Raw genomic sequence first — 12,556 nt, forward strand, 5'->3', positions numbered from 1 at the left:
CGAAGCCGACGAACCCGGGAGGGGCACCGAACAGCCGCGAGACGGTGTGCTTCTCGCCGTACTCGCTCATGTCCAGGGAGATCAGCGCGTTCTCGTCGTCGAACAGGAACTCCGCGAGCGCCTTGGCCAGTTCGGTCTTGCCGACGCCCGTGGGGCCGGCGAAGATGAACGATCCGGAGGGGCGGCGGGGGTCCTTCAGGCCGGCGCGGGTGCGGCGGATGGTCTTGGCGAGGACGCTGATGGCCTCCTCCTGACCGACGACCCGGCCGTGCAGCGCCTTCTCCATGAAGATGAGCCGGCTGGACTCCTCCTCGGTCAGCTTGAAGACCGGGATGCCCGTGGCCTGGGCCAGCACCTCGGCGATCAGGCCCTCGTCGACCTCGGCGGTGGTCTTCACGTCGCCGGCGCGCCACTGCTTCTCAAGACGCAGTCGCTCGCCGAGCAGGTTCTTCTCCTCGTCGCGCAGGCCGGCGGCCTTCTCGAAGTCCTGGTCCTCGATCGCCGCCTCCTTGGCGGCGCGGACCAGCGCGATCTTCTCGTCGAACTCGCGCAGCTCCGGCGGCGCGGACAGGATCGAGAGACGGAGGCGTGCGCCGGCCTCGTCGATCAGGTCGATGGCCTTGTCCGGCAGGAACCGGTCGGAGATGTAGCGGTCGGCCAGGTTGGCCGCAGCCACCAGGGCCCCGTCGGTGATGGACACCTTGTGGTGCGCCTCGTACCGGTCGCGCAGCCCCTTCAGGATGTTGATCGCGTGGGGCAGCGACGGCTCCTGCACCTGGATGGGCTGGAAGCGACGCTCGAGCGCCGCGTCCTTCTCGAAGTGCTTGCGGTACTCGTCGAGCGTCGTCGCACCGATGGTCTGCAGCTCGCCGCGAGCCAGCAGCGGCTTCAGAATCGAGGCAGCGTCGATCGCGCCCTCAGCCGCTCCGGCACCGACCAGGGTGTGGATCTCATCGATGAAGGTGATGATGTCGCCGCGGGTGCGGATCTCCTTGGTGACCTTCTTCAGGCGCTCCTCGAAGTCGCCGCGGTAGCGGGAGCCGGCGATCAGCGAGCCGAGGTCGAGCGTGTACAGCTGCTTGTCCTTGAGCGTCTCGGGCACGTCGCCGCGCACGATCGCCTGGGCGAGCCCCTCGACGACGGCGGTCTTGCCGACGCCGGGCTCACCGATCAGCACGGGGTTGTTCTTGGAGCGGCGCGACAGGATCTGCATCACGCGCTCGATCTCCTTCTCGCGCCCGATGACCGGGTCGAGCTTGCCGTCGCGCGCGGCCTGGGTCAGGTTGCGCCCGAACTGGTCGAGGATCTGCGAACCCTGCTGGGCCTGCTGGTTCTCACCGCCCACGGCGACCTGCTCCTTGCCCTGGTAGCCCGAGAGCAGCTGGATGACCTGCTGGCGCACCCGGTTCAGGTCGGCGCCCAGCTTGACGAGCACCTGGGCTGCGACGCCCTCGCCCTCGCGGATCAGGCCGAGCAGGATGTGCTCGGTGCCGATGTAGTTGTGGCCGAGCTGCAGCGCCTCGCGCAGAGACAGCTCGAGCACCTTCTTGGCGCGCGGAGTGAAGGGGATGTGGCCGGTGGGCTGCTGCTGCCCCTGGCCGATGATGTCCTGCACCTGCTCGCGCACGGCGTCGAGCGAGATGCCGAGCGACTCGAGCGCCTTGGCGGCGACGCCCTCGCCCTCGTGGATGAGGCCGAGCAGGATGTGCTCGGTCCCGATGTAGTTGTGGTTGAGCATCTTGGCCTCTTCTTGGGCCAAAACGACGACTCGGCGGGCTCGATCGGTGAAGCGCTCGAACAAGATGACTCCTCGAAATCCGGCTGGGAACGCGCCGGCAACGATTCGCAGCCGTGAGAACCCTGCGTCCTCCGGTGCTGCTTCGAGGGTAACCAGCAGGGTGCCGCAGCTCTGCCGCTGTTCGCCGGAGGCGTTATATGAGCACTGCCGCCGGAGCGGGTCAGCGGTCCTCGTGCTCCGCGCGCTGCAGCAGTCGGGCGTCCGCCTCGGCCTCGTACCTGGCCTGGGCGGCGCGCTCGGTTCGGTCGCTGCGGATGATCGAGCGCATGACGAACCAGAACAGCAGGCCGACGCACAGGGTCGGGATGACCGCCCAGATGCCGTCGTTCCAACTCATGCCGCGAGCCTACGTCCGCCGAGTGCGGCCTACCGCACGAGGGGGAAGAGGATCGTCTCGCGGATGCCGAGACCGGTCAGCACCATCATCAGGCGGTCGATGCCCATGCCCATGCCGCCGGTCGGTGGCATGCCGAACTCCAGGGCCCGCAGGAAGTCCTCGTCGATGCGCATCGCCTCGGGGTCGCCACCCGCGACGAGCGTCGCCTGCTCCACGAATCGCTGCCGCTGCACGACGGGGTCGATGAGCTCGGAGTATCCGGTGGCCAGCTCGAACCCGTGCACGTACAGGTCCCACTTCTCCACCACGCCGCCGACCGTGCGGTGCTCGCGGACGAGCGGCGAGGTGTCGAGCGGGAAGTCGGTGACGAAGGTGGGCCGGTCGAGCGACGGTTTCACGAAGTACTCCCACAGCTCCTCCACGTACTTGCCGCGGATGGGATGGGCGACCTGGATCTCCAGGCGCTCGGCGAGCGCCACCAGTTCGGCGGTCGGTGTCTCCGGAGTGATCTCGATGCCGGCCGCCGTACTGAGCGACGGGTACATCGAGACGCGGTCCCACTCGCCGCCGAGGTCGAAGGAGGTGCCGTCGAACCAGGTGACCTCGGTCGAGCCGCCGACGGCCACCGCGGCCCGCTGCACCAGGTCGCGGGTCAGGTCGGCGATGCCGAGGTAGTCGGAGTACGCCTCGTACGCCTCGAGCATCGCGAACTCGGGCGAATGCGTGGCGTCGGGGTTCTCGTCGCGGAAGTTGCGGTTGATCTCGAAGATGCGCTCCAGGCCGCCGACCGCGGCGCGCTTCAGGAACAGCTCGGGCGCGATGCGCAGGAACAGGTCGGCGTCGAATCCTTCCGATCGGGTCTTGAACGGCCGGGCGCTGGCTCCGCCCTGCTGCACCTGCAGCATCGGCGTCTCCAGCTCCAGGTAGCCCCGCTCGGCGAAGGTCGCGCGCAGCGACGCGGTGGCGGCGGCGCGGGCGACCACCGCGCGCCGGGCATCGGGGCGGGCGATCAGATCCAGGTAGCGGCTGCGGACCCGCGTCTCCTCCGACAGCTCGGTGTACAGGTTCGGGAGGGGACGCAGCGCCTTCGCCGCGATGCGCCAGCCGGTGACGGCGACCGACAACTCGCCCCGACGGGAGGCGACGACCTCGCCGGCGACGAAGATCAGGTCGCCCAGGTCGACCACGGCCTTCCACTCCGCGAGCGAGTCCGCACCCACGGCGTCGAGGGAGACCATCGCCTGGATCCGACTGCCGTCGCCCGCCTGCAGCGCCGCGAAGCACAGCTTCCCTGTCGTGCGCACATGCACGATCCGGCCGGCCAGGCCGACCTGCTCCCCCGTGTGGGCATCGGGCTCCAGCTGCGGATGCGCGTCCCGGACCGCGCCGATCGTCGTCGTCACCGGCACCCCGACCGGGTACGCCTCGGTACCCGCCTCCAACAGGCGACGGCGCTTCTCGAGCCGGACGGCACGCTGGTCGCCGGCGTCGGGGGGCGCGGGATCGGTCACGCTGGGCTCCTCACGTGGGCGGCGGGGCGCCGCAATCGAATCGCGCGGCGGATCGCCGCTGTCAGCCGAGGTGGATCACCTCGTTGTCGATGAGCCGGGTCGAGCCGACCTGAGCGGCGATCAGCACGAGGGCCGGTCCACGATAGCCGTCGTCCACGCTCCGGAACGTCGCCGGGTCCACCATGGCCAGGTAGTCGAGTCCGACGCCCTGCTGCGCGTCGAGCACGGCATGCGCGGCGGCGAGCGCGGCCGCCACCCCGCGCTCCGCTGCGGCGGCGGCGGCGGCGAGCGCCTCGGGCAGGGCCTGCGCGACCACCCGATCGGCGGGTGACAGGAAGCGGTTGCGGCTGGAGAGCGCCAGCCCGTCCGCCTCGCGCACGGTGTCGACCACGTCGACGCGGACCGGCTGGTTCAGGTCGGCGACCATCCGGCGCACCAGGAACGCCTGCTGCGCGTCTTTGCGTCCGAACACGACCACATCCGGAGTCAACACGTTCAGCAGCTTGTCGACGACGGTCAGCACCCCGTCGAAGTGGCCGGGGCGGGTGCGGCCCTCGAACCGGCTGGCCACGTCACCGCCGGTGATGCGTGTGGCGGCCGCACCGTCGGGGTACATCTCCTGCGTGCTCGGCGCGAACAGCAGCCGAACCCCCGCCTGCTCCAGTACCGCGACGTCCGCCTGCGGGGTGCGGGGATAGCGCTCGAAGTCCTCGGCCGGACCGAACTGCAGCGGGTTGACGAAGATCGAGACGGCGACCGCATCGGCGACGGTCGCCGCATGCGTCATCAGCGCGCGATGGCCCTCGTGCAGCGCGCCGAGGGTGGGGACGAGCGCGATCCGGGCACCGTCGGCGCGCAGGGCGGCGACCGCGTCGCGCGCCGCAGCGACTCCGGAGGCCGTGATCAGCGCCATGCGGATCCTCCGGCGGGCGGTTCGAACGAGTCGGATGAGGCGGCGCCGGCGGTGCTCAGCGCCCGCTCGAGCGCGGAACGGGCCAACGGCCCGAGCACGCGGGCGGGCTGGTCGACGCCGATGCCCGCGAGTATGCCGACTGCGGCATCGATGGTGTCCTGCAGCGCGCCGGCGGTCGCGAGCGCCGCACCCCAGGCGGCACGGTCCTGCTCCGCCACGACGACGGGTTCGGCGCCCATCTCTACGGCGAGGGCCTGGCCGATCGGCAGCACCGGCGCCGGCGCAGTGACCGCGGCCCAGACCTCCCGCAGCCGCACAAGGTCGATGCTCGTCCCGGTGAACACCATCGCGGGCGCGATCGCCAGCGGGATGGCGCCCTGCGCCAGGGCCGGCGCCAGCACGCCGATGCCGAGGCCCGGCGCGGTGTGCACCACGAGCTGACCGGGCATCCACGCGCGCACCTCGGCCAACCCGGCGACGAGCTGCGGTAGTTCGTCGTCGGGCACGGCCAGCAGCACCAGCTCGCTCCGCTCGATCACGAGCGGGGTGTTCAGGATGGGCACGCCTGGCAGCAGGGCATCCAGGCGGTCGCGGCTCTCCTCCGAGATCGCCGTCGCACCGACGACGGCATGCCCGGCGGCGGCCAGAGCCGCGGCGAGGACGGTCCCCACCCTGCCGGACCCGATCACGCCGAGCCCGAGGCGCCCGGCGGCGGTCATGCCGGCGCCGGGCCCGGCGAGGCCGCCACCCGGGGTGCATCAGAGCGGTGCGCGTTCCAGCGGTGCGCGCGATCGACCTCGCGCGCCCGCTGACCCGCTTCGGCCAGCTCGCGAAAGAGTCGGACCGCCCGCTCCGCGTCCACCAACTCCATCCGCCCGTGGATCTGACCGTGCACCGTGTGCACCTCGACGGTCGCGACGCCGAGCAGGCGGCCGGCGGGGCCCTGCTGCAGCGACACGCTCTGCACCCGCGCCTGCGGCACGAGGGTCAGGTGGCGGTGCAGCCACCCGCCGCGCATCAGCAGCGCGCCGCCGGTCAGTGCGAACCCCGTCCGGCGCCAGGCGAACGGCCGCAGCCAGGCCGCCCGGCCGGGCGCGGGCACGAACTCACCGGCCTTCGAGCCGGTGAGGCCCTGCTCGATCAGCTCCATCCGCTCGGTCAGGTCGGGGATCAGGTACGGCAGCAGCGCCTGCACCTCCGCGCGCTTCGCGATCGGCGCGATCGCGCGCTCCAGGTCGTTGTTGCGCCGCCCCTGGATACGTCCGGCACGGTTCACCGCGACCCGCCACCACCCCGCCGGCCGCCAGAGCAGCGGCTGCTCGATCCGGATGGCGTGCACCCGACCCGGCGGGACGGCCTCGTTACTGGTGCTGAGCAACCCCGCGCCCACCCGCACACCGTCGGTGGTGCCGACGATCGTGTATCGCAGGTTGCGGCCGATGCGCCGCGCGGCGACGGTGACGGAGCCGATGAGCACGGGCAGAATCGAAACGGCCGCAGCCGGCGAGGTGAACGCCACCAGCACGGGGATACCCACGAACAGCACCAGCAGCAGGACGACGGTCGACTCGCTGAGCAGCACGGCACCGATGGCTCTCGCCGGGCCGATGGCCAGCAGCCCCACCCCGGGCTCGTCCTCGATGCGCGCTGCCGGTTCGTCGCTCCCGACTGTCGGATGCCGCAGACCGGAGGCGAGGTGCAGCACGTCCAGGCGCAGTGACTCCGCGGCGGCGTACGAGAGGTACTCCAGCCGCACGTTGGCGTTCTGCCCCGCCACATCCAGTTCGATGCGGGCGGCGCCGAGCAGCCGGGCGAGCAGCGGACGGCCGATCGTCACCCCCTGCACGCGGTCCAGCCGCGCGGTCCGCGTCGTCCGCAGCAGGATGCCGTGCCGGGCAGTGACGTGGCCGTCCGCGATCCGGAACTCGCTCGTCCGCCAGGAGAGCCAGAAGCCGACGACGGCGATCAGGACCACACCCAGAAGGACCAGCGATGCCGCCCCGACCAGGCCGTGTCGCTGCAGGGCGGATACCGGGTCGCCGTCGTCCTGGTCCCCGAGGTGGAAGACCAGGTTGAACACCTGGTCCCGTTCCCGGGCGGCGAGGTAGGTGAGCAGCGCCAGAATCAGGATGCCCCCGCGCAGCAGCGGTGTGGCCGGATGCAGCCGGTGCCACTCCCCGTCCAGGTAGCTGCTGGCCGTGACCCGTCCACCGGTGGCCGGTGCGGTGTCGCTCACAGTCCGACGCGGCGTTCCTCGGCCCGCGCCACCAGGGTGTCCCGCAGCGTGGCCGCGTCGGACTCGGTGAGGCCGGGAATGGTGACCCCGGTGCTGGCGGCCGCGGTGACGAGCCGCAACTCCGACAGGCCGAGCAGCCGGGCGACGGGTCCACGATTCACGTCCACCAGCTGCATCCGGCCGTACGGCACCGCGACGAGTCGCGAGAAGAGGATGCCCCTGCGGAAGACCAGGTCGTCTTCGCGCAGCAGGTAGCCGATCGCGTGGACCCGGCGCGGCACGAAGGCCATCCGGGCGATGAAGACGACCACGATCACGCCGATGACGAGCCAGCCGATCAGGGGCGACCCGGAGAGCAGGACGACGGGCAGCAGCACGGCCGCCATCAGCGCGGTCACCACCAGGGCCACGATGAGGACGGACACCAGCTCGACCCAGATCAGCCGGTTCGAGACCCGCTGCCAGCCCTGGATGCCGGCATCCAGCCCGCGCTGCCGGGTGACCGGGGCGGCAGCGCCGGTCGCCGTGCCGCCTGCGCTCATGCCCTCAGTGTGACTGATCCGGGCCGATACCCGGGTCCCACGGTCCGGTCCCGACCGCGAGCCCCCATTTCGCGCGGCTCGGGCCGTCAGCTGTGCTGCAGACCGTGCTCGGGTTCCACCTCGGTGTCGTCGCTCGGCGGGATGCGCAGCCAGGATTCGACGAGCAGGCCGGCGACGACGACGCACACCGAGCCGATCGCAGCGCCGATGACGGCCACGAGCGTGGCGGTGGGAGGCTGCACGGAGCGGGAGAAGTCGTAGAGCAGCACGCCGGCGCTCCCGCCGGTGAGCAGCGCACCCACGAGATTGCAGGCCTGGGCGAGGACGAGCACCCGCATCGCGAAGAACGGGTTGACCGCGCGGTCGCGTTTGCCGCGCACGGACTGCCGGATCGGCCAGCCGAACCCGACGACCGCGACGGCGACCGCGACCAGCCCCGCCGTCAGCGTGATCGGCGGAACGATCGTCGCCGACCCGGACGCGGTCAGGGCGACCTGGCCGAGCCAGCCGATGACGCCGGCCAGGATCGCCAGGGTGATCAGCAGCGGGATGCTCGTGCGTCGCACGACGTCACCGCCCGCCGGCCGGACGCGCCACCGCCCCCGCGCACCGGAGAGGTGCACGGGGGCGGGGCGGGGCGATGAAGGGGCCCGAGCCCATCAAGCCGTCGCAGGGCGGGGCTTGATGCGCGGCTGGCGCTTACGGACCGGAGCGGCACCACCGCTGGAGTCCACGCCGCCATCGACCGCACCGGCATCGATGGGCGCCTTCGGGCGCGGCATCGACACCGCCGGCAGATCGGACACCGGGCGCTTGTCGCTGGAGAGCCACTGCGGCCGCGGCGGCAGCTTCTTGACGTCCTTGAAGATGTCGACCAATTGCTTCTGGTCGAGCGTCTCCTGCTCCAGCAGTGCGGTCGCGAGCCGGTCGAGGACCGCACGATTGGCGAGCAGCATCTGGTACGCCTCGTCGTGGGCCGCTTCGATCAGCGCGCGGACCTCGGCGTCGACGCGTTTGGCCATCTCGTCGGAGTAGTCGCGCTGGTGCCCCATGTCGCGGCCGAGGAACATCTCTCCCGACGCGGCGCCCAACTTGACCGACCCGATGATCGCGCTCATGCCGAACTCGGTGACCATGCGCCGGGCGGTACCTGTCGCCTTCTCGATGTCGTTCGATGCGCCCGAGGTGGGGTCGTGGAACACGATCTCCTCGGCCACCCGGCCGCCCATCGCGTAGGCGAGCTGGTCGAGCAGCTCGTTGCGGGTGATGGAGTACTTGTCCTCCAGCGGCAGCACCATCGTGTAGCCGAGGGCCCGACCGCGCGGCAGGATCGTGATCTTCGTGACCGGATCGGTGTGGTTGAGGCTTGCCGCGACCAGGGCGTGGCCGCCCTCGTGGTACGCCGTAATCAGCTTCTCCTGGTCCTTCATGACCCGGCTGCGCCGCTGCGGACCGCCGATGACACGATCGACGGCCTCATCCAGTGCCCGGTCGTCGATCAACTGGGCGTTGGAACGCGCGGTCAGCAGGGCCGCCTCGTTCAGCACGTTCGCCAGGTCGGCACCGGTGAAGCCCGGCGTCTTGCGCGCCAGCACCTCCAGGTCGACCCCAGCGGCGAGCGGCTTGCCCTTGGCGTGCACCTCGAGGATCCGTTCGCGGCCCCGCAGGTCGGGGGCGTCCACGCCGATCTGACGGTCGAACCGTCCGGGGCGCAGCAGCGCGGGGTCGAGGATGTCGGGCCGGTTGGTGGCGGCGATCAGGATGACGTTCGTCTTGACGTCGAAGCCGTCCATCTCGACCAGCAGCTGGTTCAGCGTCTGCTCGCGCTCGTCGTGGCCGCCGCCCATGCCGGCACCGCGGTGGCGGCCGACCGCGTCGATCTCGTCGACGAAGATGATCGCCGGTGCGTTCTGCTTGGCCTGGTCGAACAGGTCGCGCACGCGGCTGGCGCCGACGCCCACGAACATCTCGACGAAGTCTGAGCCCGAGATGGAGTAGAAGGGCACGCCCGCCTCGCCGGCCACCGCGCGGGCCAGCAGCGTCTTGCCGGTTCCGGGAGGGCCGTAGAGCAGCACACCCTTCGGGATGCGGGCGCCGACCGCCTGGAACTTGGCCGGCTCCTTCAGGAAGTCCTTGATCTCGCCGAGCTCCTCGATCGCCTCGTCCGCGCCGGCGACGTCGCCGAATGTGACCTTGGGCGTCTCCTTGGACACGAGCTTGGCGCGGGACTTGCCGAACTGCATCACCCGGTTGCCGCCGCCCTGCATGCCGGAGAGCATCAGCCAGAACAGCAGCCCGATGAGCAGCAGGGGCAGCAGGAAGCCCGCGATGGAGAGCAGGAAGTTGGGCTGCGGCACCTCGTCGTCGTACCCGTCGACGGGCTTTGCGGAGCTGACCGCGCTGACCACCTCGGCCCCCCGCGGGGTCACGTAGAAGAACTGCACCTGCTTGACCCCGTCGACGGGTGCGGTGAGGGTCATGTCGACGCGGTTGTCGCTGTCGACGATCTTGGCCTGCGCGACCTTGCCCTGTGCCAGGTAGTCGAGGCCCTGCTCGGTGGTGACCTTGCGGAAGCCGGATCCGCTCAACAGGCTCGAGCCGACCCACACCACGATCACGGCGATCACGATGTAGACCAGGGGACCCTTGAGAATGCGCTTGAAGTCCATAGTGGGTATACGGTACTGCCGCTTCTCCTGACCCCCGACCGCTGTTCGCTGTGGGCGACTGATCAGAAGCTGTGCATGCTCAGGCCGCGTAGACGTGCGGAGCGAGCACCCCGATCGCCCGCAGGTTGCGGTACCGCTCGGCGTAGTCCAGGCCGTAGCCGACCACGAACTCGTTCGGGATGTCGAAGCCGCGGTACCGCACGTCCACCTCCATCCGGATCGCCTCCGGCTTGCGCAGCAGCGCGCACACCTCCACCGACTTCGGACCGCGGGAGCGCAGGTTCGTCACGAGCCACGACAGCGTCAATCCGGAGTCGACGATGTCCTCCACGATGAGCACACGGCGCCCGGCGAGTTCGGCATCCAGGTCCTTCAGGATGCGCACCACGCCGGATGATCGGGTGCTGGTGCCGTACGAGCTGACGGCCATCCAGTCCATCTCGATCGGGATGCGCAGCTCGCGGGCCAGGTCGGCCATCACCATGACCGCGCCCTTCAGCACGCCCACCAGCAGCAGCGGCTTCGAGTCGCCCTGCGCCGCCCCGTCGCCCTGCGATGCCTGAGGCGGCTCGTCGGCCTCGATCAGGCGGCACAGCTCGGCGACGCGCTCCCGGATCTGCTGCTCGGTCAGCAGCACGCGCACCAGATCGTCGGCGACATCGGCGGGCAGCATGGGCTCGATCCTCCACGGGTCGTCGTGCTCGGGACTCGCCGGATGCGAGTGCCCTTGCGTCGATGTCCGCCCTGAAGTCAGCGGCGGCGGAAGCAGAGCCGGCCGTCGCGGCGCTCCACCCTAATGCCGGGCAGGTCCACCGGCCCCTGGCCGTGCCACTCGTACACCAGGGAGGCCGCGGCGAGCGTGTGGGCGCGGCTGAGGGCGACACCGAACTCGTCCTCGACGGCCAGCCGGATGAGCCGGTGCACGAGCGCCCGCGGGTTGGGGACCAGCAGGTCCACGGGCAGGGCGATGCCGGCCTCGGCGAGTTCCGCCACCTCGGGGGCGAGTTCGGCGGCGAGGGCGTCGAGAGCAGCGGCGTCCTCCTGCACCTGATCCGCCGTGCGCGCGAGCGCCTCCGCGATGCCCGGACCGAGCGCGGCCTCGAGCGCGGGCAGCGCCGATGAGCGCACCCGAACGCGCGCGAACGCCGGGTCGGTGTTCTGAGGGTCGTCCCACACCGGCAGGCCGGCGTCGGCGCACGCGGCGCGGGTGATCGTGCGGCGCAGCCCGAGCAGCGGGCGCAGCAGGGGCGGATCGTCAAGCCGCATGCCGGCGAGGGCATCCGGTCCAGAGCCGCGCGCCAGGCCGAGGAGCACCGTCTCAGCCTGATCGTCGAGCGTGTGCCCGAGCAGCACACGAGTGGCGCCGGCGAGCCGCGCGGCATCCTCGATCGCCGAGTACCGTGCGGCCCTGGCAGCCGCCTCCGGGCCGCCGTCGGTGCGGACCCGGACTCGCGCGACCGTCGCCGGCGCGAGCCCCAGCGCCGCGGCTGCGTCACGAGCGCGGTCCGCGACCTGCGCGGAACCGGACTGCAGGTCGTGATCGACCACGATCGCGCCGATTCGCAGTCCCGCGCGCGGACCCTCGAAGGCGGCGGCGGCGGCGAGCGCCATCGAGTCGGCGCCGCCGGAGAGGGCGACCAGCACATCGGCGCGCTCCGATCCATCGGCGCGCTCCGCTCCGTGCACCCGATCGCTCGCCGGTACCAGAGCCAGACCGGCCCGCACCGCCCGACGGACGTCGGCGATCGCCGGGGTCAGGCGCGGTCGGTCGGGCATCCGCCAACGGTACGGTCGGTACGGCGCCGAGTACGAAGTCGGCTGCCAGCAGTGACGAGCGCCGGCGATCGAGATCCGGCAATGGAGAGGTGGACGCGATGGCCGAGTACGACGTGGTCGTGGAGATCCCCAAGGGCAGCCGCAACAAGTACGAGGTGGACCACGTCACGGGTCGCGTGTACCTGGACCGGGTGCTGTTCACCTCGTTCGTCTACCCGGTCGACTACGGCTTCTTCGAGAACACGCTCGGCTTGGACGGTGACCCGCTGGACGCGCTCGTGCTGCTGGAGGTGCCGGTCTTCCCGGGCGTCGGCGTCAAGGTGCGGCCGGTGGGCGTGCTGAACATGAGCGACGAGGCCGGCTCGGACGCGAAGATCGTCGTCGTCCCCTACAAGGACCCCCGGTGGCAGCACATCCAGGACCTGGACGACGTGCCGCAGCAGGTTCGGAACGAGATCGAGCACTTCTTCCGGCGCTACAAGGATCTGGAGCCCGGCAAGTTCGTGAGCATCGACGGCTGGGGCGACGCCGCCGAGGCGGAGCAGATCATCCAGGACGCCTTCACGCGGCTCACTGAATCGCCCGAAGCGCACTCCTGAGCCGTCATCACCCGGTCCTGTGCACATCCTTCACCGGGCCCTACCCGGTCCTGTGCCCACTCTTCACCGGCCCTACCCGGTCCTGTGCACATCCCTTCACCGGGCCCTACCCGGTCCTGCGCACATCCCTTCACCGGGCCCTACCCGGTCCTGCGCACATCCCTTCACCGGGCCC

The 12,556-nt window shown here is 71.0% G+C and carries 12 protein-coding genes; 1 reads left to right on the plus strand and 11 read right to left on the minus strand.

The window, feature by feature from the left end:
* From ACFE7H_RS13065 to tilS, 11 genes are all read right to left on the minus strand, one after another.
* A partial coding sequence (locus ACFE7H_RS13065; protein WP_375401677.1) for an ATP-dependent Clp protease ATP-binding subunit occupies positions 1 to 1,801 on the minus strand: 1,801 nt, incomplete at its 3' end.
* A gap of 157 nt (positions 1,802 to 1,958) precedes the next feature.
* Complete coding sequence (locus tag ACFE7H_RS13070; RefSeq protein ID WP_375401678.1) at positions 1,959 to 2,135, minus strand: hypothetical protein; 177 nt, start codon at positions 2,133 to 2,135, stop codon at positions 1,959 to 1,961.
* Between the two features lie 29 nt (positions 2,136 to 2,164).
* Positions 2,165 to 3,646: a lysine--tRNA ligase gene (lysS, locus tag ACFE7H_RS13075; protein ID WP_375401679.1), complete on the minus strand. Its 1,482-nt coding sequence runs from the start codon at positions 3,644 to 3,646 to the stop codon at positions 2,165 to 2,167.
* A 61-nt stretch (positions 3,647 to 3,707) separates the two neighbouring features.
* The gene (gene panC / locus ACFE7H_RS13080) at positions 3,708 to 4,559 is read right to left on the minus strand and encodes a pantoate--beta-alanine ligase (RefSeq protein WP_375401680.1); all 852 of its coding nucleotides are present in this window, start codon (positions 4,557 to 4,559) and stop codon (positions 3,708 to 3,710) included.
* Positions 4,550 to 5,278: a DUF2520 domain-containing protein gene (locus ACFE7H_RS13085; protein ID WP_375401681.1), complete on the minus strand. Its 729-nt coding sequence runs from the start codon at positions 5,276 to 5,278 to the stop codon at positions 4,550 to 4,552. The genes panC and ACFE7H_RS13085 overlap by 10 nt, the downstream gene beginning before the upstream one ends.
* Positions 5,275 to 6,795, minus strand: a complete 1,521-nt coding sequence (locus ACFE7H_RS13090; protein ID WP_375401682.1) for a PH domain-containing protein — start codon at positions 6,793 to 6,795, stop codon at positions 5,275 to 5,277. Before ACFE7H_RS13090 ends, ACFE7H_RS13085 begins: the two co-directional genes overlap by 4 nt.
* Complete coding sequence (locus ACFE7H_RS13095) at positions 6,792 to 7,337, minus strand: PH domain-containing protein (protein WP_375401683.1); 546 nt, start codon at positions 7,335 to 7,337, stop codon at positions 6,792 to 6,794. The genes ACFE7H_RS13090 and ACFE7H_RS13095 overlap by 4 nt, the downstream gene beginning before the upstream one ends.
* A gap of 86 nt (positions 7,338 to 7,423) precedes the next feature.
* A complete protein-coding gene (locus ACFE7H_RS13100; RefSeq protein ID WP_375401684.1) occupies positions 7,424 to 7,903 on the minus strand; it encodes a DUF3180 domain-containing protein in 480 nt (159 codons plus the stop codon).
* Positions 7,904 to 7,996: 93 nt separating this feature from the next.
* On the minus strand, positions 7,997 to 10,006 hold the full coding sequence (ftsH, locus tag ACFE7H_RS13105; protein WP_375401685.1) for an ATP-dependent zinc metalloprotease FtsH: 2,010 nt from the start codon (positions 10,004 to 10,006) through the stop codon (positions 7,997 to 7,999).
* A 79-nt stretch (positions 10,007 to 10,085) separates the two neighbouring features.
* Positions 10,086 to 10,679 carry a hypoxanthine phosphoribosyltransferase gene (hpt, locus tag ACFE7H_RS13110; RefSeq protein ID WP_375401686.1) on the minus strand — a complete coding sequence of 198 codons (594 nt, stop codon included), beginning with the start codon at positions 10,677 to 10,679 and terminating at the stop codon, positions 10,086 to 10,088.
* A 77-nt stretch (positions 10,680 to 10,756) separates the two neighbouring features.
* Positions 10,757 to 11,782 carry a tRNA lysidine(34) synthetase TilS gene (gene tilS / locus ACFE7H_RS13115; RefSeq protein WP_375401687.1) on the minus strand — a complete coding sequence of 342 codons (1,026 nt, stop codon included), beginning with the start codon at positions 11,780 to 11,782 and terminating at the stop codon, positions 10,757 to 10,759.
* Positions 11,783 to 11,880: 98 nt separating this feature from the next.
* On the opposite strand from tilS, the gene ACFE7H_RS13120 reads away from it, so the two are divergent.
* Complete coding sequence (locus ACFE7H_RS13120; protein ID WP_375401688.1) at positions 11,881 to 12,381, plus strand: inorganic diphosphatase; 501 nt, start codon at positions 11,881 to 11,883, stop codon at positions 12,379 to 12,381.
* The last annotated feature ends 175 nt before the right edge of the window (positions 12,382 to 12,556 follow it).

It is taken from the genome of uncultured Amnibacterium sp. (assembly GCF_964250715.1).
In the GTDB taxonomy this organism is placed as follows: Bacteria; Actinomycetota; Actinomycetes; order Actinomycetales; family Microbacteriaceae; genus Amnibacterium.